Here is a 23,952-nt window from a genome sequence, read left to right as displayed (position 1 = left end):
AATAGGATGAATGATGGGAAAGAAGGCTGTTGCCCGCGCGGGGCGCCCCAGGGACGAAAACGTCCACCGCGCCATTCTCGACGCGGCCAGAGATCTCATTCGGGATGAGGGTTACGCTTCATTCTCGATCGAGGGCGTCGCAGCCCGGGCCGCGGTAGCAAAGCAGTCCATTTATCGACGATGGTCGTCGAAGGGCGCACTGCTCGTCGACTTGTACATGGATGGACTGGAGCGCCCGGCCCCGCTGCCTGCGCGCGGTCTTGTGAATGACTTGCTTGCCGTTCTGTTGCAGACGACAAAGCGCATTCAGGACGCGGCCTATGCAAATATTCTGAAGAGCGTGGTCGTCGAAGCGCAAAGCGACCCCGACATGCGAAAGCTCGTTCTTCAGAAGATTGTCGAGCCTCGTCGAGATGCTGCGAAGGCAGTCATCAACCGTGCCATCGAATCCGGCGAGCTGCCAAGCACGCTCGATTCAGAGATGATTGTTGACTTTGTCTTTGGCGCGGTCTGGTTCAATTTGCTGCTGGGCGACGCGAATCTCACCAGCCGATTTGCGCACCGGGTCGTCAAAATGGTCGAACAGCTCGGATCCAAGCAGGCCCCATAACCAATGCGCAGTCACGTCCGAGCCCACGAGCCGATGCTGGGAGAGACTCGAACCCCGGACGTCAGGGGTCGCTGGAGTGGGGAGCGCAGCCGAAGATCCGGGTTCGCTTCCCGCAGTCGCGACGTGTTGAAAAAGCGAACAGACGGGAGACTTGATTTATATGTGGGCGCACCAGGGCTCGAACCTGGGACCCGCTGTTTAAGAGGCAGCCCCGGGTTGAGAACGATCAATGACCTACTGGTCGCACCCAAGGGCTTATCCGGTAGAAGATGGGATCCGTCGCGCGGTCAGCCGTCGCCAAGCTCTCGGCCATAGAGATTGCAGAGCTCAACCACGACCTTCACGCCGGCGCTAAATTGCGCATCCCGTACGCCGATCCGATGTGCTCCGGCTGGTTTACGATACGACGCCCAGCCGGCCCAGACGCGGCGTGAAGGGAATCGCCACCTCCTGCGCGATCTCAATCGATTCATAGAGCGCCGAGATCAGTTCCAAGCTCTTGCGGCCCTCGAGGCCGTCGACCAGCGCCGCGCGCTGGTTCACCAGGCAATCGACGACGTTTTGGTAATAGGCCTGATGGCCGAAGCCGTAGACGTCAGGCGGGTCGATCGAAAATTTTTCGATCACGTCCTTGTCCGACGGCAGTTCGTCGACGAAACGCCAATGTCGGATCTGGTTGACCGCAAGGCCCGCAATTTCAACTATCCCCTTTTCTCCGAGAATGGAGAGCGAGCCTTCGATGTCGGTCGGCCGGGTGGCGGTGGTCGCCTCGATGACGCCGAGCGCGCCGTTCCTGAACTTCAACGTCGCGACCGCCGTGTCCTCGGCCTCGATCCGAACCAAGGCGGTGATCGCGCGGGCATGAACGCTGATGACATCGCCGAAGAACCATTCCAGCAGGTCGATATAGTGGCTCGCCTGATTGGTGAGCACGCCCCCGTCATAGGCCCAGGTGCCGCGCCAGCTATCCTGGTCGTAATAGGCCTGATCGCGACACCAGCGCACGCGCACGGTGCCGAGCACGAGCTTGCCGAAGCGGCCGGCCTCCAGCGCCTCCCGTGCCTTGAGCACGGGAACATTGAAGCGGTTCTGCTTGACGACGAAAAGCTTGACGCCTGCCTCGTCGCAGGCGCGGATCATGTCATCCGCGTCCCGCAGCCGCAGCGCCATCGGCTTTTCCACCACGACGTGCTTGCCGGCGTTCGCGCAGGCGATGACATGCTCGCGACGCATGCCGCTCGGGGTCAACAACGCGACCGCATCGACGTCCTTGCGGGCGAGAAAATCATCGATGTCGTAGTGGGCGTCAACGCCGAACTTCGCTGCGAGCGCATCCGCGCGAGTACGCACCAAGTCGCAGACAGCCGCGAGCGTTGCGCCCTCGATGCGATTGCCGCCGAGCAGATCGGCATGGCGCTCGGCGATACGCCCGCATCCCAGCAGGCCGAACCTGATCATTGAGCCTCCTTTTCGACGCGGAGACCACGCGGGGCGATAACGCTCCCGGTTCCTTATTAGCAAAGGTTCCAACAGATCAAGTCAATCGGGAGACAGTGCGTTCCCGGCTCGACCGGTTCGGGTGTCGGTTTTTGGTTGCCGGCGATCACTGGTACGGCTCTCGTCGCGCTCGGCCGCCACTTCGGCAATCTCCGCCCCACCGGGGGGATCAGGAGACCGAAACGACGCGCAAGTTGTTGGTTGTCCCGCCCTGGCCTAACGGTATGCCGGCAACGACCACCAAACTATCACCGGCGCCGGCGAACCCTTCCCGTTTCGCAAGCTCCGTCGCGCGGCTGACCATCTCCTCGTAGGCTTTCACATCGTCGGAAAGCACGCTGTGTGCACCCCAGAAGAGACAGAGGCGACGGGACACTTCCACACTCGTCGTGGTCGCCAGGATCGGCACCCTGGGCCGCTTCCGCGCGACACGTGCGGCCGTTGTCCCGCTTGCGGTATAGGCGACGATGACCGCCGCCCGGATCGCCGAGGCCAAGTCGGCCGCCGCCGCGGCCACCGCGTGCGGCGGAGTCTGCTCCTCATCAGGCTGGGTTGCTTCGATGATCGAGCGATACATCTTGTGCTGCTCTGTGCTGCGGATGATGCGGTCCATCATTTCGACGGCCTCGCGCGGGTACTGGCCGGTGGCCGACTCCGCCGACAACATCACGGCATCCGCGCCGTCATAGATTGCGGTGGCGACGTCTGAAGCCTCGGCACGCGTGGGTGTCGGGGCTGTCACCATTGAATCGAGCATCTGAGTGGCGACGATCACCGGTTTGACGGCCAGCCTGCAGGCGCGGACCAGTTCCTTCTGGCGAGCGGGCACCTCCTCGTGCGGAATCTCGACCCCCAGATCGCCGCGCGCAACCATGATCGCATCCGACAGCTGGATAATGTCATCGATCCGCTCGAGTGCCGCGGGCTTCTCGATCTTCGCCATGAGCCCGGCGCGCTCGCCAATCAGCGCCCGTGCTTCGATCATGTCCGATGGCTTCTGCACAAATGAGAGAGCTACCCAGTCCACGCCAAGGCGCAGGCCGAATTCCAGATCGGCGCGGTCCTTTGCGGTGAGCGGCGACAGATCGAGAATCGTTCCCGGCAAATTGACGCCCTTGTGGTTCGAGATCGCACCACCAACGATCACCTCGGCCTCGATGGTGTCATTGCCCAGTCTCGTCGCGCGAACGCGCACCCTGCCATCGTCGATCAGGAGATCGTCGCCGGGGGCAAGGGCTGCAAAGATTTCCGGGTGCGGCAAGGGTATAGCCCCGGCGTCACCTTCCGATCCGGAGCCGACAAAGCGAACGATCTCACCGGACCGAACTGTGATCTTCTTGTCGCGCAAGGTGCCAACGCGAATTTTGGGCCCCTGCAGGTCCATCAGAACGCCGATCGGGCGCTGCATTTCCTGCTCGAGTGCGCGGATCGCAGCATGGACGTCTGCATGATCCTTCTGGGTTCCGTGGCTGAAGTTGAGACGGAATGTGTCCACACCTGCGACAAACAGCGCTTTAAGCATCTCTGGCGAAGCGCTGGCCGGGCCAACGGTAGCAACTATTTTCGCCCGTCGACGACGCATGACCATGTGATCCCTTCCGTTCCGGCTCGATCAGGCAGGACTCGCATGCGGCTTCATCTAGTGACTTTTGTGCCGCAGTTAATCTCCTTCGAAGAGCATGGTACCCGCCCCGCGGCTTATTCGCTGACCTTTTGCGCCGCACTGGTTGCTCACTACTAGCATTTTTATACCGGATCGTACACTGCTGGGTTGTATGGCGCATACGGCTGCAGCCGCCTCGCTGCTTCAGCCGGATCGAGCCCTTTCCCGCAGTCGGTGGCAAGCAACTTCGCAACATCGCTGGCAGACATCGTATGCCAGCGATGTGACGCCACTCGTCAAAGTCGACTCTGCCGCTGCGCCCATGGTTGTCTCTGATTGGTCCGTGTTCATCCCGGGCATCCGGGAAGCTCGGTGCGGAGCGACTGCGAGGTCGAGGTTACGACGCCAGCGCGCTAGGTTGGCTGCATGGACAGGCGCTCGGCCATCACTTCGGCATGGAGACGCTCGACATCCTCCCGACGGCACAATTGGGTGCCTTGTGTCAGGACAGCAGCGGCACCCGCAGCCATGCCGAGCGTGAATGCATCTTCAGCACTTTTTCCGCGCGCCAGCGCAAAGGTCATGCCCGCTACAAAACTATCGCCCGCCCCTACAGCGCTCACAGGCTTCACCTTAGGGCCTCGTAGTCGCAACGTGCCTGACCGAGTTGCGAGCAATGCGCCATCGCGTCCCATGGTCACAGCAAGGTTTTCGACGGACCCGGTAGCGACCAAAGACGTCGCGGCATCGACAAGTTCCTCGGGTGACTCGAACTTTCTGTGTGTCAACGTCTCGAACTCCCCAACACTGGGCTTGGCGAGACAAATGCCTCCTGCCGACACGGCCGCTTGGAGCGCAGGCCCTGAGGTATCAAGGATCAAGCGTGCTCCATTGCTCCGCACGATGTCGGCCGCGCGGGCGTAAAAATCGATGGGAACACCCGGCGGCAAGCTGCCACTCGCGACGATGATGTCTGCGTCACATTCCTTAAGGTGCGATAGGGCCGATTGCCACTCTGCTTCGACAAGAGAACAGCCCTCGCTTACGAAACGATATTCGAGCCCCGAAATCTCTTCGAAGACCGTGAAGCTGATGCGTGTGCTGCCGGCTATATTGACGCATTTTGCTGGCACGTCCAATTTCGAGACAAGTTCATTCAAGACGAGTCCAGTAGCGCCGCCAGCCAGGTAAATGGCGTAGGCCTCGGCGCCCAGTTCCTTCAGCACACGCGCGACATTTATGCCGCCGCCTCCCGCATCCGTGCGCTGTTGTACCGCACGATTCTTACGGATCGGTCTGATCTCGTTCGACTGGAACGCGAGATCAATGGTCGGGCTGAGCGTCAGTGTAACGATAGGCTTTGAGGCTGTCTCCGGCTGCTGTATCATGTTGCAAGCCTTCTCGCCTGGAAATAGAAGTTGAACATTATCATCCTCAGGGGATGAACGCCATGCGGCTGGTCGGAGACATTGGCGGCACCAACGCAAGGTTTGCGATTGCAGAGCCTGGTTCGCATCCATCGAATGCGCGCAAGCTACCGGTCGCCCACTATCCCGGCCTTGTCGAGGCGGTGGAGGACTATCTGTCCGGCGTCCCGATGCTGGAAGAGGCGGTGCTCGCTGTGGCGGGCCCCGTCCTGGGCGATGAGGTGACCTTCAGCAACAGCTCCTGGCATTTCTCGATAGCGGATGTGCGGCGGCGGCTCGGCTTGCGCAAGTTGATCGTGATCAATGATCTTCTCGCCCAGGCGTTGTCCGTTGCTGCACTGCAACCCGATGAGATCCGTTCCGTAAAAGCGGGAACACGTGATCCAAGCCAGCCTTCCCTCGTCATTGGCCCCGGCACCGGCCTCGGTGTTGCCTTTCTGCTGAATAATGCGGGAACCCTTGTCGGACTCCCGAGTGAGGCCGGGCATGCCACATTCGCTCCGGCGGACAGTGTCCAAGTCGAGATCCTGTCGCATCTCCACAGGCACTATCCGCATGTGTCAGCCGAACAGTTGCTGTCCGGAAAGGGGTTATTGGCGATTGCGACAACTCTGGCCAAGATGAATGGGCAGATCATCGATCTGCAGGATCCCAGAGACGTTTCGGCCCGCGCCGCAGCGAACCAGTGCCCTACTTGCTGTGAGGCGATAAGGATCTTCTCGTCCATCCTCGGTGCGACCGCCGGCAATCTCGCCCTGACCCTTTTGACCAGCGGCGGGGTCGTCATTACTGGCGGACTGTGCCGCGGACTGCGGCCACTCTGGGATGTCGAAGCGCTCAAGCAGGCTTTCACTGCAAAGGGACGGTTCAGCTCGTATCTGGACGGGATACCGATCGACCAGATCTTACGTCCTCATGCGGGCCTCCTCGGCGCTGCCTTGTATGTGGAGCCGAGCCACTCCGTTTAATTTGAAATCAATGCTGGCGTACGTCGCAATAACTCCGTGAGCCGAGGCATGTCTCGCAAAGCCGGTCTTGTTCCGTCGCAATTTGATGCCGTCGCCTTCGATCTCGATGGCGTGGTGACAGATACCGCGCGCATCCATTTCCAGGCTTGGACGCAAACCTTCGATGTTTTTTTCGAAGGGCACACCCGTCGCACCGGCGTTGCCTTCGCGCCATTCACGCTTGAGGACTACCGCAAGTACATCGACGGGCGTCCGCGCGAAGAGGCCATTCGTGCCTTCCTGGCCGCGCGCGGCGTGGGCCTCGCGGAAGGCGATGAGCGCGATGGTCCCGAGGTCGAAACCATCCAGGGCCTCGCCGTACGAAAGGACGGACTGTTCCTGGAGAGGATGCGCGGCAAAGGGGTCGACGTCTATCCTTCCACGGTGGCCCTGATTCGGCGTCTGCGCGCGCTCGGCCTGAAGACGGCGGTGGTTTCGGCGAGCCGCAATTGCCAGGAGATTCTGCAAACTGCGCGGCTCGATCATCTGTTCGACGCTCGCATCGACGGACGCGATGCCGCGACCCTGGGGCTCCCGGGCAAGCCAGCGCCCGACACTTTTCTTGCGGCGGCGCAGCGCCTTGGGAGCTTGCCCGATCGCACGGTCGTCATCGAGGACGCGATCGCCGGCGTGGCGGCGGGACGAGCCGGCGGTTTCGGCCTCGTCATCGGCATCGACCGGGTCGGCCATAGTGCGGACCTGAAGAACGCCGGTGCCGATATCGTCGTCGCCGACCTCAACCAGATCGATTTGGAATTGGACGATCGAGTGACGCCGCGCCCGCTTGTCGCCAAGCCCGACGTGCATCGGCTTGACCCGTTCATCGCGCAACAAGGAACCGAGACCCGCCATCCCGCGGCCCGCGCTCGGCCGGACCCTTGGCTGTTTGTCCATGAGGGGTTCGATCCTGCCCTGGAAGGGCGTCGCGAAACCCTGTTCGCCGTTGGCAACGGATACTTCGTGACCCGCGGAGCCGCCGCCGAAGCGCGCGCTGATGATCTGTATTATCCCGGCACGTATCTCGCCGGCGGCTACAACCGGCTCACCACCGTGATCGATGGTCGCCCGATCGAGAACGAGGACCTGGTCAACCTCCCCAACTGGCTGCCACTGACCTTCCGGATCGACGACGGAGACTGGTTCGACCTGCGTCGCGTCGAAGTGCTCGAGTATCGGCAAACGCTCGATCTGCGCCACGGTCTGTATTTGCGGAGTTTGCGGGTACGCGACCCGCTGGGGCGGGAAATCAACCTCACTGAGCGCCGCTTCGTGCACATGGACAGCAAGCACCTCGCCGGCCAGCATGTCACCGTCACCTCGCAGAATTGGTCCGGCCGGCTCACCGTGCGCGCCATGCTGGACGGCGACGTCGCCAATACCGGCGTGCCGAGATACAGAGCGTTTGAAAGCCGGAATCTGCGCGTGTGCGAAGCCGCCGCCTTCGCACCTTGCTCCATGCTGCTTCAGGTGGAGATGACGCAGTCGCAGCTACGGATCGCACAGGCCGCACGGTTGGACGCACGTGCGCGCGGGCTTGATGCCGCCGTGCACAAGCACCCGATCGAGGAAGCGGCGCGTGTCGGCTATGACATCGCCCTTGATGCCGTGCCGGGCGCCGGCATCGAGATCGAGAAGATCGTCGCGCTCTATACCTCCAGGGACCGCGCCATCGCCGATCCGGAAACCGCAGCGCGCACCGCCATCGCACGCGCCGACAGCTTTGATGCACTTCTGCAAACCCATCAGCGTGTCTGGGGACATTTGTGGGAGCGCTGCGACCTGGATCTGCTCGATATCGCCAGTGACGAAGCGGATGAGACGCATTTGGCCGTGCGTCTGCATCTCTTCCATCTGCTCCAGACAGCTTCCAGCCACAGCATGGAACTGGATGCTGGCATCCCCGCCCGCGGCTGGCATGGCGAGGGCTACCGTGGCCACATCTTCTGGGACGAGCTGTTCATCTTCCCGCTGCTGAACCTGCATTTTCCGATCCTCGCGCGTGCCTTGCTGCTCTACCGCTACCGGCGCCTCGATGAGGCGCGCTGGGCCGCGCGGCAAGCCGGCTTCCGCGGCGCGATGTACCCATGGCAGAGCGGTAGCGATGGGCGCGAAGAAACCGACGTGATGTACTTCAACCCGCGTTCCGGCAACTGGATCAAAGACGACACACATCTGCAGCGCCATATCGGCGCGGCCGTCGCCTATAATGTCTGGCAGTACCATCAAGCCACTGGCGATGCCGAGTTCCTTTACTCCTTCGGCGCCGAGCTGATGTTCGAGATTGCCCGCTTCTGGGCCAGTCTTGCGCAGTGGAACGAAGCACGCGACCGCTATGATATCCGCGGCGTGATGGGGCCGGACGAATTCCATGACGGCTATCCGGATCGGGATGAGGCAGGCCTGGACAATAACGCGTACACCAATGTCATGGCCGTCTGGTGCATTGCCCGCGCGCTAGACCTCTTTGAGCTGCTGCCCAAGGAACGCTGTCACGAATTGTGCCAGAACCTGCGAATCGAGCAGGAGGAACTCGCACATTGGGAGCATGTCAGTTGCAAGTTGTACCTGCCATTCCACGATGACGGCATTCTCAGCCAGTTTGAAGGCTATGAGCTGCTACAGGAATTCGACTGGGACGCCTATCGCCGCAAATACCCGAATATCATGCGGCTAGACCTGATCCTCGAGGCGGAGAGCGACTCGCCCAATCGCTACAAGCTCTCCAAGCAGGCCGATGCGCTGATGTTGTTCTATCTGTTTTCCGCAGAAGAACTGGCGGAGCTCTTCAACCGCCTTGGTTACACTTTCAATCCTGCCACGATCCCCAGAACCATCGACTACTATCTGCGGCGCAGCTCGCACGGCTCCACCCTGAGCGCCCTCGTGCATGCCTGGGTCTTGGCGCGCTCCTGCCGGCAACGCTCCTGGTCACTTTTCACGGAGGCTCTGCAAAGTGACATTAGCGACGTTCAAGGCGGGACCACGCGCGAAGGCATTCATCTCGGCGCCATGTCCGGCACGATCGACCTGTTGCAACGCTGCTTCACCGGGCTGGAACTGCGCGGCGAAGAACTGCATTTTCACCCGGCATTACCGGATGAACTGCGCCGGCTTGCATTTCGGCTCCGCTACCGCCAGCACTCGCTCAGCGTGGATATAACCCAGGATGCGCTGACGCTGGCGAGCGATCCAAGTGGAGCGGACGCAATCTCCATCGCGGTCGACGAACGGCATTTCGTTCTGTACCCGGGCGAGCGAACCAGCGTGCCGCTTCACCGTGCGTCCTGATCGCGCGAGCACTCGCGGCGCCGCGAACTTTCAATGCGCGGACACGACGTTCTGCGGCGTCCCGCGCGCAAACGCCTCGATATTGGCAAGCGTCGTCGCGGTGATGCGCTGCAGCGCCGACTCGGTGTTGTACGCATTGTGCGGCGTCACCACCACATTGGGAAAGCGCAGCAACACATGGTTCGCAACCAGTGCCTTGAAATCATCGGCGTCCCGAACTGCGTCCTGGTGGAAGATCGCCGCCTCCTCGCGGATCAGGGGCTCCTGCGGCAGAACGTCGAGGCCGGCGCCGCGGAGCCTGCCGTTAGCCAGCGCCCGCACCAGCGCTTCAACGTCAACGATATGGCCGCGTGCCGTATTGATCAGGATTGCATCCGGCTTCATGCGGGCGAACTCGCGATCCGAGAGCATGCTGGCCGTGCCGGACGTTGCGGGCACGTGCAGCGTCACGACGTCCGAATCCGACAACAGTTTGTCGAGGCTCGCGTAGGAAAACTTGAGCCGGACGGCGGCCGCTTCGTCCGGTCGGAGGTCGTAAGCAAGAACATTCATGCCGAAGCCGCGTGCGATTTCGATCACGCGAATCCCGATCCGGCCGGTGCCGATGACGCCGATTGTCCCGTCGCGGAGCTCAAAGCCGCGTAGCCCGGTCTGTGTGAACTGCCCGCGCCGCGTCCGCTCCACCGACTCCACGAGATTGCGCGCAACTGCCAACAGCAGAGCGAAGACGTGCTCGGCCACGGTCGAATCGCCATAGTCAGGCACGTTCGACACGATGATGCCGTGTGCGGCGCAGTAGCTGAGATCGATGTGATCGTATCCCGTCGATCGCGTCGCTATCAGCTTTAGCCTTGGGAATTTTGCGAGGGCTGCTGCGTCAAACCGCGAATTGATGAATGGGCTGGCAACTTCGGCCTCGGAGAAGTCAGCCGCGTTCCGTTGGTCCAGCGGCTCAGCAACGCAGCGCACGCGATGGCTTGGCTCAAGGCGCAGGAAGGCTTGTCGCTCCCATTCCTCGGTTTCGAACACGACAATGTTCATGACGGCCTCCCGGGTCTGAGCACGGGTTCATAGCTCCGATGAGCTTATGCGGTCCAATCCAGATGCAACCTTACATGACGGCGGGAATCAGTCCAGCCGCTGCCATCTGATGGAACAACGCGGCCGCTTCTAAAACGGGAACCATCGCGCGAACGTCAGCGCAAGAACGCCTCCGAGCGCAAGGTATCCAAGACAAACTGGTCCCGTCTTTCTCAGGATATCGCCTTCACGTCCTTGCAGGCCGACCGTGGCAGCGCCCGTGATGATGTTGTGCAGCGCCGCACAATTGCCGACGGCAGCTCCGAATCCCTGGGCGGCGATCAGTGCCAACATCGGCAAGCCGAGCCCGGCAGCGGCTGCCTGCTGAAGATCCGTCAGGAGGATGTTGGAGACGGTTGTCGATCCCGTGATGAAGGAGCCGATTGCCCCAACTGAAGGCGCAAGCAGCGGCCACGCCTGACCGGTCCGTGTAGCCGTTTCCGCCAGTGCCTCTATCATGCCCGCATGGACCATCAGCCGCGCGATCGCGAGCATCGAGAACAAGGCAGCGGCGACGGGAACCAGTCGACGGATAGCAGCAGTGACGGCACCGGCCAGATCGGCAATCTTGCATCCCTGCAAGAGCCCGCCGAACAGAAATCCTGCGAGCAGCATGGTCCCGGGATGATAGAGGAGCTCGACGCGTCCGCTGAACGGTCCGGGCAACCCCCATTCGAGCACAACCTGCCGGAGCGGATCGCGGATCTGCGGAACGAGACGCGTCACGAGGATCAAGCCGACCAGCACGGCATATGGTAGAGCAGCAATGGCAAGCGATCTCGCATCCAGAGTTTCAGCTTGCTGCGGATGCATCCGTCTGAGGACAAAAGCAAATGCCAATCCACCGGCCAGCGCTCCGCCGATCGTCGGCAGCTCTGGTCCTACCCACATGGCCAAGACCAGGTACGGCAGCAGGAAACAAATGGCGGCGACGATGGCCCATGCCGCGTATTTCACCTGGAATCGCGCTTTGCTCGCGATGAACACGATCGAAAGCACCAGCAATGGCGCCAGGCTCGCATGCAGCAAGGCCGTCGGCGGGGCGATGCTGCTGCCGCTGATGCCTGACACGTCGGCCTGCGCCAAGATCGGAGTGCCGAGCGCGCCAAACGAAGTGCCTGTGACATGACCAATGAGCGGCAAAGCGACCGCCACGACGGGTGTGTAGCCGAGACTGACCAGAAGAGGCGCAGCCAGGGCGATAGGTGTGCCGAACCCCGCCGCTCCTTCCATGAATGACGCAAAGAACCAGGCGATGACGAGGGCAAGCAGGGTCTCGTCCGAGGACAAACTCATCAATCCCCTGCGGATGGCATCGATCGCGCCTGAGCGCTGCTGCAGCTCATAGAGGGACAGAGCCGGCAGGATGATCCACACGATGTCAGCGGCCGAGAAAGCTGCCTCCGCACCGGTTCCGATGAGCACTCCGGCGATGCCCTGCTCAGCGTAGATGCGCGTTCCGAAGCCAAAGAATCCGATTGCGCCAGCCGCGGCCGCCACGAGTCCGACCAGTCCCGCGCTGGCCGCCGACCACCGCAATACGGCCATGAGAAGAACGATCAGAGCGAGTGGGGCGATCGAGACGAAGGCTGCCATTCCGCTTTCCGTGCATTTGATTTGGTTCGCTGCAAGGAACCATCAATCGCGAGCCCGATTAAATGCCATTATACAGGCCATCTCGGATAGCCCACAGTAGAGCCGCAGACGGGCGCCACGCTGATAATCGACCTTGAAGCGTCAGAACTCATACGGCCAGCAGACACGCCTAAAGCGAGTTCCATCATGCCCCGGGGCCAAGTGTCCGGATCAAAAGGAGGCAGGCAGTCGCATAGGGCCGTCCGCACGACAATGCCCACTGTTTGAAATCATCGAAACTAGTATCGTCCCTATCCCGACAGGAAACAGTGTCGGAGCGTAGTGCCAAGAAGGGAGCCGAAAATGACCGTTCGCGTCGCCATCAACGGATTCGGCCGCATCGGCCGTAACATTCTCCGCGCCATCGTCGAGGAGGGCCGCAAGGATATCGAGGTGGTCGCTGTCAATGATCTCGGGCCCGTGGAGACCAACGCGCACCTTCTACGATATGATTCCGTGCACGGCCGCTTCCCGGGGCAAGTCAAGGTCGAAGGCGACGCCATCAGCGTCGGCAACGGCAAAGTCAAGGTCACCGCGATCAAGGATCCCTCGGACCTGCCATGGAAGGACCTGGGCGTTGACATTGCGCTCGAATGCACGGGCGTCTTCAACTCAAAAAGCAAAGCTTCCGCTCATCTCAAAGCAGGTGCAAAGGCCGTCCTTGTCTCGGCGCCGGCCGACGGCGCCGATCTCACGGTGGTTTACGGCGTCAATCACGACGGGCTGTCGAAGGAGCACAAGATCGTCTCCGCCGCCTCATGCACGACCAACTGTCTGGCGCCGGTTGCCAAGGTGCTCAACGATGCGATCGGGATTGAAAGGGGCTTCATGACAACGATCCATGCCTATACTGGCGACCAGCCGACGCTGGATACATTGCACAGAGACTTGTACCGCGCGCGAGCGGCGGCGATGTCGATGATCCCGACATCAACAGGCGCGGCAAAGGCGGTCGGCCTCGTGCTACCGGAACTGAACGGCAAGCTCGACGGTGTCGCCATTCGTGTCCCGGTGCCGAATGTCTCGGTGGTCGATTTCAAATTCGTCGCCAAGAAGGCGACATCGAAGGACGAGGTGAACGCCGCGATCAAGCGCGCCGCCGACCAGCAGCTCAACGGGATTCTCGGCTATACCAACGATCCAAATGTTTCCATCGACTTCAACCACGATCCGCACAGCTCCGTCTTCCACATGGATCAGACGAAGGTCATGGATGGCACGCTGGTACGCGTGATGTCATGGTACGATAACGAGTGGGGATTCTCGTGCCGCATGGCGGATACCGCCGTAGCGATGGGGAAGCTGATCTGAACCGAGACTGAGGGCGGATCGCGGAGCGAAGGTGCCCGACGAGATTGCTCGATATGGGACTGTCCCCATTTCTCGCGGCTCAGGGCCGCGCGTATCGTTTGCAACTCCATTCTCTTCTCAGGATCGATCATCGGGTAAGTGAGGTCGAGTTTCTCCACCGCCTCGACGATGGCGGCAGCAAACACAAGCCGGGTGAACCATTTGTTGTCGGCGGAATGCCCGATGCTGCGCGTCGCGCTACGCACCTGCAATCCCCTGCAGGCGCAGGATCGAAGCTGGCGCTGCCAAACGGGAGGTTAACCAGAGAAGCCGACGGTAGTGAAGCCTGCCGACTCGTCGCGCAACTGCCGGCGCAAGATCTTGCCGACATTGGTCTTCGGCAGCTCGGTCCTGAACTCCACCAGCCGCGGCACCTTGTAGGGTGTGAGCCGCGTTCGGCAGTAGGCGATCAGGGCCGCTTCGGTGAGGTTTGGATCCTTCTTGACGACGAACAGCTTCACCGCATCGCCGGAGCGCGGATCGGGGACGCCGATCACTCCGCATTCGAGCACTCCCGGGTGGCTCGACACCACCGCCTCGACCTCGCTCGGATAGACCTTGAACCCGGACACCGTGATCATGTCCTTCTTGCGATCGACGATCCGAGTCCGGCCGGTCTCGTCCATGATGCCGATATCGCCAGTGAGGAAGAAGCCGTCGGGAGCAAAGACGTTGGCTGTCTCATCCGGACGGTTCCAGTAGCCCGGCATCACCTGCGGGCCGCGCGCGCAGATCTCGCCCGGCTCCCCAAGCGGCACCTCGTTGTTGTCGTCGTCGCGAATCGAGATGTCCGTTGACGGCATCGGCAGCCCGATGGTGCCGTCCCATTCGGGAGCGGTCGGCGGATTGCAGGTCAAGACCGGCGACGTCTCCGACAGGCCATAACCTTCCCACAGCGGCGAGCCCGTGGTCCTGAACCAACGGTCCGCCACTGATTTCTGCACCGCCATGCCGCCGCCGACAGCGCACTTGAGCATGCTCCAGTCGATCTTGCCGAAATCCGGATGATTGAGCAGCGCGTTGTAAAGCGTGTTCACCGCCGGAAAATGGTTGACCTTGTACTTGGCAAGCTCCTCAATGAGGCTGGGAATATCGCGCGGGTTTGGGATGAGAATGTTTTGGCCGCCGGTACGGACGCTGAGCAGGAAACATGCCGTCAACGCGAAGATGTGATAGAGCGGCAGCGCCGCCATGACGGTCAGACGATCGACCTTCGGCTCGTTCTCCAATACCGGCTTCAGCCATTCGTCGATCTGCAGCATGTTGGCGACTACGTTGCGATGCAACAGCATCGCGCCTTTGGCGATGCCCGTGGTCCCGCCGGTGTATTGCAGGAATGCGAGATCGTCGGATCCGAGCTGCGGCTTGGTCAACGTCATGTTCTTGCCGGCCGCGAGGGCCGCATTGAACGGCGTTGCGCCCGGCAGCGAGTAGGCCGGCACCATCTTCTTCACCCACCGTACCACCAGATTGACGATCGTGCCTTTCATCAAGCCCAGGAGGTCGCCCATGGAGGCAACGACAACGTGTTTAATGCTGGTCTTGTCGATCGCCTGCTGCAGGGCATGCGCGAAGTTCTCAAGCACGATGATGGTTTCGGCGCCGGCATCCTTGAGCTGAGTCTCGAGCTCATGCGCCGTGTACAAGGGGTTGATGTTCACCACGGTGAAGCCGGCACGAAGGACGGCGCAGATCGCCACCGGATACTGCAGCACGTTCGGCATCATGATGGCGACGCGAGCACCCTTCGCCAGGCCTCTGGCCTGCAGCCAGGCCCCGAAAGCGCGTGACATCTCGTCGGTTTCACCGTAGGTCAGCTCCTTATCCATGCAGATGAAGGCGGTGCGCTCGCGATATTTGGCAAAACTTTCTTCGAGCATCGCAACGAGCGATGCGTATCGCGACGGGTCGATCTCCGCCGAAACCCCTGGCGGGTAGTGCTTGAGCCAGATGCGCTCCATGGCACTCCTCCCGACGGCCGTTAGATACTGCGCCCCGGCCGGTCAGGGCTCTGGAAGTGTCGGCTTTCCATTGGCTGCCGGCAAGTGCGGCCAGTGCCTCACTTCCGAAGTTCGTAAAACACGACAACAATTTTGAGACGAACCTCGGAAGTAACGTGCGTCAACAAATTCATGATTCTAATGCCGTTTTCTGATTTGAAGTTCCTGAACGAGCTTGCGGCAAATGCTGCAGGGAACTTCAAATTGGCGGCATTGGCCCACAATCAGTGGTCCATGCCACCAATTTGACCGTAGTGCTTATTCGGCGATTTCAGGCTTACGGTCCCGCAGCCGCGATGGACTATGCATCCAAGCAGCAAACGTCGAGAGAGCTCCGGACCTGTCCGCATTTGCAACCCGGTTCGGTCGAGCTAAGGTCGCGGAGGATGCTCACGAGCGCCAATCCGTTGACTTGCTCATGTTGACTTGGTCACACAGGCTGGACGGCAGGTTGGAGAATGATCATGGCGGCTTGGTCCCGTGCTGCCGAGCTTGCTGACCGGACGCCCGCGTCCCGAAACCGCTACGTCGACTTCCTGCGAGCTATGTCGATGCTGGTGGTGATTGTCGGGCACTGGCTGGCCGCCGCGCCCTATTTCGACGCAACCGACACGTTGAAGACATCCCATATCCTGACGGTCGTCCCTTGGACCGCTTGGCTCACATGGATCGTGCAGGTCATGCCGATCTTCTTCATGGTCGGCGGATACGCGAACGGCATCAGTTGGCGTGCCGCGCGACGGGACGACAAATCATATGCAGCCTGGCTTGAAGGCCGGTTGCGGCGTCTCGTGTGGCCAATCCTCCCACTGCTCACGGTTTGGGTGGCGATCGTTGCAATTGAGTACGCCCGCGGCGTGCGGCCGGAGCTGATCAGCTATGGCTCGCAGGCTGCGTTCATACCAATCTGGTTCCTCGCGGTGTACATCGGAATTGTTCTGCTCGTGCCGGCCACGGAGGCTGCATGGGCCCGATTTGGTATGGGATCGTTCTGGGCTTTGACAGCCGCTGCAGTTGCTGTCGATGTCATGTACTTTGCCGTCGGTTTGCGCTGGCTTGGCTTCGCGAACTATCTGTTCGTCTGGGGTGCAATCTCCATGCTCGGTTATGCGTGGCTCGACGAGCGATTTTCCGAGCTCAGGACACTGCTAGTCGGCGCCGCTTTGGGCTTTGCCGTGCTACTTTTGCTGGTACACATCGGGCCTTATCCTGTCTCGATGATTGGCGTCCCCGGCGATCCGGTCAGCACCACGACACCGCCGAAGGTCACGCTGATAGCGCTCGCAATCATGCAGGGCGGGTTGCTGCTTGCCGCGCAGGTACCCGCGCGCCGCTGGCTGGCTGGCCGCATAGCGTGGACGGCAACCGTGGCGATGAATGGCAACATCATGACGCTGTTTATTTGGCACCTGACGGCCACCACCCTTGTGATCCTCGCAGCCTATCTCGCCGGCGGCTTCGGTCTACGGCTTGAGCCGGGAAGCTCCGAGTGGTGGTGGTCGCGGTTCCCGTGGCTCGCAGCGAATGCGATGGCGCTTATTCCTCTTGTTATAGCATTCGGACGCTTTGAGCGGCCGCGCGCGACTGCGGGCGCACCGGCGCCCGCGTGGCGCTACGTGCTCGGCGCCCTCCTGACCGGCACCGGCCTTGCGCTGCTTGCGGCGCAGGGAGTTGGTGGATACGGGAGGCTTGGATTGAACGTGTGGGGTCTCGCGCTCGCGCTGATGGGCATCGGCCTTATCGCAAGCAGGATCGGTGCGTCGCGCAGTGTAATCTAACCCTGCGGCAACGCGCAGAACAGATTGTCCGTTTTTCTCGCTCTAATATCCTGTCCTACGACGAGCACGTGATCGGCCTGTGCCAGCGGTTCTGCGCGCTGTATCGAATGGGGTGAAGATACAGAAACAAAACGAGAAGCCGCACGGCAATTTGGCCGTGGCGCGTCCGACCACAAAAACGTCGCGCGAGATCCGCTTTGTTCTCGGCGACCGCTCCCGCAAATTAATAAGACGCCTTCTCGCGATGGTGGGCGCACCAGGGCTCGAACCTGGGACCCGCTGATTAAGCAGTCGCGGATCGACGCCACAGCGGCCTGCCGATATCAGGCTTGGCCCTTCACGTTGGCAGCATCGAGTCCAAATCCCGCCGTGTCGTAATCTAGAACGGTACAGCGAGGCGAAGGCTGGCCTCCTGGCTAATATAGTTCCTGCTGAAACCGGCCGAGTATTCCGTGCGCAGCTCGTAGCCCTTCGTCGAGAAGATCTGCAGCCCCGCGGTAACATTGACCAGCGTTGCGGGAAGCTTCGCCTGGGTGATGAAGCCCGCGTCAGCCGCATTGCCGAAGGTGACGCCGATATCCATGCTGTCCCTGGCGAAGAAAGTCATACCCACCGACGCATAGGGCCGCAGCCAAGCCTGCGGATCGACGTCCAGCCGGCCGCCGATTTCGAGCGATGGGCTCACTGCCACATTCCATTGGCGTGCGGACGAGAAATGAAGGTCCATGCCCCCCATGCCGTGCTCATTATAGCCCGGCATGGCAGTGTAGAGCAGGTCGAGGTCGGTATAGGGCTTGATGTACCAGTTGGAATAAGCCAGCTCGTAGCTGGCGCGGACGCGGGCGGCGGCCGTCCAAATGTCCGAGGTGCCGTTCGCGAGCCAGACGCTCGGTCCAACGTCGAGAAGCCGTTGCGTCTCGAACGTACCGTAACCCATGTGGCCGGACATCGCGAGCAGCCATGGGCCGATCTGATGCTTCAGCGAGACCGCAACGTCGCCAGCGACGCCGTTCGTCCTCGACAGCCTGTCGCTGTCAGACAGAGCGGATTGCGTCAGGCCGGCGGTCGCGCCAAGAAACCAGCCGTCGGCGATCTCGCGCTGCGCGCCGACGCGGTAGGTCTCGGCATTCTGGTGATAGCCGCTCGCATCAGCACTTTCGGTCTGCCTGGTCCAGGCGCCGGTGACACGGGCCCAGCCGCAATCGGTCTCCTGCATCATCGTGCCCGCGCCGGTGAAGATCGGACAACTGAGCGACATCTTGATGGATGTAAGGGCGCCCAGGGTCTGGTTGGACAGCGCGCCAAGCGACTCCTCAGGTGTAATGCTGTCGATCGAGCGGGTATAGTCGTCCACTGAGCTGACATTGGCCAGCTTTCCAAACAGCGATGCATTGGACTGCGAGATCCTGCCGGACTCCCAGGCCCGCTGGAGATAGGCCATGGCGGCATCCTCGCTGGCGGTCATATCCGCCCCCTGGGGGGCCCGGATATTCGCGGCGGGGTCGATGAAGATCCGGCTTCCCTCGCGTTGGACAGACCAGTTAAAGGGGCTGAAGTTGCCATGCGCCCCGGCCGCTTTGAGGTTGTTGGTGGTCCCGCTCACCTCGGCCACGGCGAAACGGCCCGGCATGAGGCCGTCCACGACGTTCACCTTGATGGTGCCGCCAAGCGAGCCCGTCAGCTGTACGAGATCGTTTTTGGCCCCCGCAGGGGTGCGGCTGACATCCATCAGCAACGAGCCGGCCTCGGTCTGTACATAAGTGCCAATGACATTCGCGGTGGCAATGGCATTGATGCCGCCGATATTGAAGGTCCCCTCGTTCCGGAACGTCCCTGCGGCTCCAACATTTACGATCCCACGGGCGGAGCTGGTATAGGTGCCGCCAAGGCGGTTGTTGAATGTGTTGACCTCTCCGGTGTTGCCGACGGCAAGGTTCACGTCGCCGGATAACAACCCCCAGTTGTCCAGCCGGTCCTGGCCGTGGCTGGCCAACACTGCCACGCCCGAGCCGGCGCTGACGTCGGACCCGGCCTGGAACTCGATCGCATTGGCACCGCCGCCATCGATCTGGACCGCAGCACCGGTCCCGGAGCCACCCGCGAGCACGCCCTGGAAGTTGACTCTGATGTCCGAACCCGTGCCGGCCACGACCCGCCCCGCGCCGCCCTGCGCGCCGCTCTGGGCGTAGATGCTGACCGAATTTTCGCCGGTCGTCCTGATCGACCCCTTGAGGTCGATCTCGATCAGACCACCGCCGCGGGTTGCCTTGTTGCGGTTGGTCGTGTCGCCGATCTGCGTCGGCAACACGATCCCCTCGGCCGTGCCGACCGCGCCACCACCGCCGCCGACGCTTTGCGCGAAGACGCCATGCGCGTTCTTGCCCTGTGTTTGGATCGACATCCTGGCAGCAGTGTTCGCCATCGAAACCAGGATGCCGCCGCCGCGTCCGGATGACGGATCCCTCTGCGCCAGGAGATTCGCATAGGTCGCATCCACCGAATTGAGTGCACCGGTATAGCCGCCGCCACCGCCAATGCTCTGCGCGAGGATGCCGACAGAGCCCACGCCCGTCGTCTGGATGCTGCTTCCCGCGCCGAGTTTGACATAAACCTCGGAGCCGTCCCCGAAGCTGTTGGCGGACCCGCCCAGGCGACCGGACACTTTCAGCGTGTTGATGCCGGGCCCCGATCCGTCTGACATGAAACCGCCGCCGCCACCGATGGACTGCGCGAGGATGCCGAAGGCATTGCCGCCAGTCGTCGTGATGGATCCCGCATGTTCGATTGTCACCGCGGCGGCGTTGCCGTTCGCACCGCCCGTGCCGCCAAGTTGAAGGGTGAGGGTGTCGGTCCCCGGCTTGGCTGCAGCCTTCGCGGATTCGGCTTCCTTGATGGCTTGGTCGACGTCCAGGCCATAACGCTTCAGTGTATCTTTCTCGGCCTGGGTCAGCGCAGTCTTGAGGCTCAGAACCTCGAAGGCATCCATGGAGTTGAGCGCCACGAGGCCGCCACCGCCGCCGATGGACTGGGCGACAATGCCGTCGGATTGCGCGCCGCCGGTGACGATGCTCCCTGCATTGGTGACCTTGACCGCGCCGCCATTTCCACGCGACCCGTTACCGCCGGCCAACAGCGCGGGCCGATCGAGTGAGAAACCCGAACGGTCCACGCCGACGGTCGCCTGACCGCCACCGCCACCGATGGATTGAGCAAAAATGCCGTACGAGGAGGCCCCCCTGTGCTGATCTTGCCGGTGAATCCATTGGTCACCGTGACGGCGCCGCCATCGCCGCCCACGCCGCCGCTGCCGCCGCTGGCGATCTTCATGTTCGCGAGGAGCGCACCGCCACCAACCGTGGAGGCGCCGCCATTGCCGCCGCCACCGCCGATCGACTGCGCGAACACCGCCGTGGCCACCTGGCCATTGGTGGAAATCTCATCCCAGTTGGTGACTGTGACGGACTTGCCGTTGCCGCCCGAACCTCCCGTACCTCCCACGGTATCGTTGCCGGCGACGGAGATCGGGAAGGACGGCTTGATACCGTGCTTGGCGGAGAATTTGGGCAGTACCTTCTGGGCGAGCGCCTTGAAGCCGTTTGCGGCGAGCGTCTTGCCAAGCAGAGCCAACGTGGAATCTCCCGCATCGGCAGAGGCCGAGCCGCCGCTGCCGCCACCGCCGCCGACCGACTGCGCCTGGATGCCGTAGGCGCCGTTGCCGTAGGTGGTGATAGCTGTGGCCGCGGTCCCGCCGTTGTTCACGACCACGTCGCCGCCGTCGCTCGCGCCGCCGCCAGTCGCACCGACCGCTACGTTGACCTGCACGTTGTTGGCACTGTGCGCCGTGCCCGCGCCGCCTACGCCGCCGCCGCCGCCGATGCTCTGGGCCAGGATGCCCCTGGCATCAACCCCGCGGGTCGTGATCGCCGTGTTGTTCGTGACCTCGACGAGTCCTCCATTCGAGCCGCTGCCACCGGCGCCACCGACGCCCACATTGACCGCCGCGGTGATGCGCGCTGAGTCGCTGGGTTTGGGCTGCGACGAATCCGACCCCGCGGACCTGGCCATCCCGGCGCCGCCATAGCCTCCGCCCCCGCCGGCGCTGAGCGCATGGATCGCGGACGCCGCATAGCCCTGGGTCTCGATCGTTCCATTATTGGTGATCTTGACGGTGCCGCCGGTATTGCCGCTGCCGCCCTTCCCACCGACGGCAACGTTCACCGCGACCGAGAAACCCTTACCGGACGTGGTGCCGGTCACGTCGGCGCTGCCGCCGGCACCGCCGCCACCGCCAATGCTGTAGCCGACAATGCCGATGGACTGATCTCCGGACGTGGTGACTCTGTTGCCACTGACGATGGTTACGGCTCCTCCAGTACCGCCGCCGCCCCCGGTTCCACCGACGCCGACGCCCACGGCCACGCCGACAACCGAGGACCCGCTCGCCGTGGCGCTGACGTCGGAAATGCCGCCGTCGCCGCCACCACCACCAATGCTCATGCCCATGATGCCGAACGCATCATTGCCACTGGTCGACACGGCCCCGGAATTGGTCACGGTGACGGCGCCGCCCTGGCCACCCTTGCCACCCGAGCCGCCGATCGCGACCGCGACCGCGATATTGGGCAGCCGCTTCTCGACTGCCTTGGAATAGGCTGCCGCATACGAGGCGCCGCCATCGCCTCCGCCGCCACCAATGCTCATCGACTCAATGCCATGGGAGCGTACTCCCGAGGTGGAAACGGCCCAGCCGCTGTCGATGAGAACCGTGCCGCCGGAGCCGCCATCGCCGCCCGAACCGCCGAGAGCCGTCGCGGACGTGACCAAGGTGCCGCCCACGACGGTGACGGCTTCGCCGCCCGAGCCGCCCCCGCCGCCGATGGATTCCGCGATGATGCCGGCAGCATCGGCACCACGGGTATGAATGCCGCCCAGGAAATAGCCGATGCTGCCCCGACGGCTGTTGACCGTGACGGTGCCGCCATTACCGCCGCCGCCACCGCTGCCGCCCCGTGAGACGCCGAAGCCAAGGCCGAAGGCCGTGGCCTCGCCACCACCTCCACCGCCTCCGCCGATGCTCTGCGCCAGGATGCCGGCTGCGCCTGCGCCATCGGTCCACAGATCGCCGTTGTTGTTGACCGTCACTGCGCCGCCATCGCCGCCCGTTCCGCCGACGCCACCGCTGCTGAGCCAGAGGAATAGACCCGACCCGCCCGCACCGCCTCCACCGACCGGCGGTGCCAGAAGATCGGACTGGAAGGCCTGAACGGCTTTGCCGCCGCCGACCGATTGCGCCACGACCGCGGTAGCGCCTTTGCCGGCCGTGCGGATCTGGTCGGCGACGGTGAGGTCGATGCTACCGCCGCTGCCCGCCGCCCCGCCTGCCCCGCCCGATGCCAGACCGTTACCTCCTGCACCACCGGCACCGCCGACCGACTGCGCCACGATGCCGTAGCTGTAGGCCCCTTTGGTGTCGATCCTGCCGGTCTGGAGCGCTATGATGTTGCCGCCATGGCCACCGGCGCCGCCCGGCGTTCCGCGTCCGGACACCGCCGCGATGCCGCCCTTCCCGCCGGCGCCGCCGACGCTCTGCAGCAGCACGCCGGGCGCAAATTCCCCCGCCGTCGAGACCGCGCCAGCATTGCTATAAAGAATCGATCTCCTGTCAGAGCCTGCATAGGCGTTGCCCGCGACCCCGCCGCGGGTGTCCTGCGCATTGGCCGAATTGGAGCCGTCGCCCCCGATCGACTCCACCACGATCGCCGCTGCGGCCTTGCCGGTCGTAGTGAGTTTGGCGTCTTTGCCGAGCGTCACCGAAACGAGACCGCTGTATCCGCCAGTGCCAGCACGGGGCGTCTGCGGCTCGTCCTCGTCAATCCGGCCGTGATCACCGCCATTGCCCCCGCGGGACATCACATGAAGCGCTCCGACATAGTCCCCCTGGGTGTCGATACCCTTCTGGACGGTCGCCGTGACGTCGCCACCCGCCCCGCCCCCACCGGCCGAGGCATAAAGCTCGGACCGACCGTCGAGATCGCCGACAACGCCGGCGCCTCCCTTACCGCCCCGGGAGTAGATCGACACCAGGGACGTCAGCATGGTCGCCTCCGCCGTGCTGAGCGCCATGCTCGCATTGTGGACGACCGTAACGTTGCCACCGGCTCCGCCGGCCGCGGCCTCCGCATCCCGCTTCAGGCCGTCACCGCCTTTGCCGCCCTCGGAGCCGATCACCACCGAGGGTGCGATCGCCTGCCGCCAGATAACCTGGGTTGGATCTTTGTTGAGAATCCAGGAATTATTGATGATGTTGAGAGACGGCCCCGCCTGACCGGAGGTCGCCTGGTACAATGTCTCCCAAATGAAGCCTTCCGTATAGGCGGCACGACCGTTCACCGGCGCGGGGATGACGAACAGGCTGTTGCGCTGTCCGGGATAATAAGTCTGCGCCCCTGCAGGCTGCAGCGCCAGAATGAGCGCCAGCGAGCTGACGCCGGCGCTGAGACTCAAGCGATGCCCGGAAACGAGGGGCCGATGACAAAAATTGTGCCGATAGGCGATCGTCTGCAAGATCATCTCCGCGGTCGCGAAACCAATAGGGTGTACGAAACCTTCGCGCCGCTGCTTGGAGAGGTCCGTTGCATCTGGCGCGTACGCGGTGGACAGCCGAGTTGTTGAACGAA

General features: G+C 62.7%; 14 protein-coding genes and 1 pseudogene. 6 read left to right on the top strand and 9 right to left on the bottom strand.

Annotated elements, in window-relative coordinates:
* The first annotated feature begins 13 nt into the window (after positions 1 to 13).
* Positions 14 to 610 (top strand): TetR/AcrR family transcriptional regulator, encoded by a 597-nt coding sequence (locus YY7_RS0100400; RefSeq protein WP_028161501.1) that lies wholly within the window; start codon positions 14 to 16, stop codon positions 608 to 610.
* 396 nt (positions 611 to 1,006) lie between these two features.
* Here the strand turns inward: YY7_RS0100400 and YY7_RS0100395 are convergent, their stop codons facing one another.
* The 4 genes from YY7_RS0100395 to YY7_RS50110 form a co-directional block, all read right to left on the bottom strand.
* The gene (locus tag YY7_RS0100395; RefSeq protein WP_028161500.1) at positions 1,007 to 2,068 is read right to left on the bottom strand and encodes a Gfo/Idh/MocA family protein; all 1,062 of its coding nucleotides are present in this window, start codon (positions 2,066 to 2,068) and stop codon (positions 1,007 to 1,009) included.
* 208 nt (positions 2,069 to 2,276) lie between these two features.
* The gene (gene pyk / locus YY7_RS0100390) at positions 2,277 to 3,689 is read right to left on the bottom strand and encodes a pyruvate kinase (protein ID WP_433994482.1); all 1,413 of its coding nucleotides are present in this window, start codon (positions 3,687 to 3,689) and stop codon (positions 2,277 to 2,279) included.
* Between the two features lie 164 nt (positions 3,690 to 3,853).
* Complete coding sequence (locus YY7_RS64935; protein ID WP_080663494.1) at positions 3,854 to 3,979, bottom strand: hypothetical protein; 126 nt, start codon at positions 3,977 to 3,979, stop codon at positions 3,854 to 3,856.
* 144 nt (positions 3,980 to 4,123) lie between these two features.
* A complete protein-coding gene (locus tag YY7_RS50110) occupies positions 4,124 to 5,098 on the bottom strand; it encodes a 1-phosphofructokinase family hexose kinase (RefSeq protein WP_035688711.1) in 975 nt (324 codons plus the stop codon).
* Positions 5,099 to 5,160: 62 nt separating this feature from the next.
* Here YY7_RS50110 and glk point away from each other — a divergent pair, with 62 nt between their 5' ends.
* The 3 genes and pseudogenes from glk (at position 5,161) to YY7_RS0100375 (ending at position 9,432) form a co-directional block, all read left to right on the top strand.
* Positions 5,161 to 6,105 (top strand): glucokinase, encoded by a 945-nt coding sequence (gene glk / locus YY7_RS0100380; protein WP_210164673.1) that lies wholly within the window; start codon positions 5,161 to 5,163, stop codon positions 6,103 to 6,105.
* A gap of 48 nt (positions 6,106 to 6,153) precedes the next feature.
* Positions 6,154 to 6,750, top strand: a pseudogene (locus YY7_RS64930) (HAD family hydrolase); the annotation flags it as partial.
* A 162-nt stretch (positions 6,751 to 6,912) separates the two neighbouring features.
* The gene (locus tag YY7_RS0100375) at positions 6,913 to 9,432 is read left to right on the top strand and encodes a glycoside hydrolase family 65 protein (RefSeq protein ID WP_245287135.1); all 2,520 of its coding nucleotides are present in this window, start codon (positions 6,913 to 6,915) and stop codon (positions 9,430 to 9,432) included.
* Between the two features lie 30 nt (positions 9,433 to 9,462).
* Here YY7_RS0100375 and YY7_RS0100370 read toward each other — a convergent pair whose 3' ends face one another.
* Both YY7_RS0100370 and YY7_RS50105 read right to left on the bottom strand, forming a co-directional pair.
* Positions 9,463 to 10,473 carry a hydroxyacid dehydrogenase gene (locus YY7_RS0100370; protein ID WP_028161496.1) on the bottom strand — a complete coding sequence of 337 codons (1,011 nt, stop codon included), beginning with the start codon at positions 10,471 to 10,473 and terminating at the stop codon, positions 9,463 to 9,465.
* 129 nt (positions 10,474 to 10,602) lie between these two features.
* The gene (locus YY7_RS50105) at positions 10,603 to 12,108 is read right to left on the bottom strand and encodes an L-lactate permease (protein ID WP_035688707.1); all 1,506 of its coding nucleotides are present in this window, start codon (positions 12,106 to 12,108) and stop codon (positions 10,603 to 10,605) included.
* A gap of 342 nt (positions 12,109 to 12,450) precedes the next feature.
* Between YY7_RS50105 and gap the strand changes: the two genes are divergently transcribed.
* Positions 12,451 to 13,458 carry a type I glyceraldehyde-3-phosphate dehydrogenase gene (gap, locus tag YY7_RS0100360; RefSeq protein WP_028161495.1) on the top strand — a complete coding sequence of 336 codons (1,008 nt, stop codon included), beginning with the start codon at positions 12,451 to 12,453 and terminating at the stop codon, positions 13,456 to 13,458.
* Positions 13,459 to 13,754: 296 nt separating this feature from the next.
* Here the strand turns inward: gap and YY7_RS50100 are convergent, their stop codons facing one another.
* The gene (locus YY7_RS50100; RefSeq protein ID WP_051396400.1) at positions 13,755 to 15,458 is read right to left on the bottom strand and encodes a long-chain-fatty-acid--CoA ligase; all 1,704 of its coding nucleotides are present in this window, start codon (positions 15,456 to 15,458) and stop codon (positions 13,755 to 13,757) included.
* A 503-nt stretch (positions 15,459 to 15,961) separates the two neighbouring features.
* On the opposite strand from YY7_RS50100, the gene YY7_RS0100350 reads away from it, so the two are divergent.
* Positions 15,962 to 17,275 (top strand): acyltransferase family protein, encoded by a 1,314-nt coding sequence (locus YY7_RS0100350; RefSeq protein ID WP_196237192.1) that lies wholly within the window; start codon positions 15,962 to 15,964, stop codon positions 17,273 to 17,275.
* Between the two features lie 379 nt (positions 17,276 to 17,654).
* Here the strand turns inward: YY7_RS0100350 and YY7_RS62875 are convergent, their stop codons facing one another.
* Together YY7_RS62875 and YY7_RS62870 are read right to left on the bottom strand one after the other, a co-directional pair.
* On the bottom strand, positions 17,655 to 18,491 hold the full coding sequence (locus YY7_RS62875; RefSeq protein WP_245287157.1) for an autotransporter outer membrane beta-barrel domain-containing protein: 837 nt from the start codon (positions 18,489 to 18,491) through the stop codon (positions 17,655 to 17,657).
* Between the two features lie 1,748 nt (positions 18,492 to 20,239).
* The gene (locus YY7_RS62870; RefSeq protein WP_245287134.1) at positions 20,240 to 23,839 is read right to left on the bottom strand and encodes a hypothetical protein; all 3,600 of its coding nucleotides are present in this window, start codon (positions 23,837 to 23,839) and stop codon (positions 20,240 to 20,242) included.
* Between the last annotated feature and the right edge of the window lie 113 nt (positions 23,840 to 23,952).

This window comes from Bradyrhizobium elkanii WSM2783, from assembly GCF_000472865.1.
GTDB lineage: Bacteria > Pseudomonadota > Alphaproteobacteria > Rhizobiales > Xanthobacteraceae > Bradyrhizobium > Bradyrhizobium elkanii_A.
Note: the sequence above shows the minus strand (reverse complement) of the source record. Positions and strands in the feature narration are given on the sequence as shown.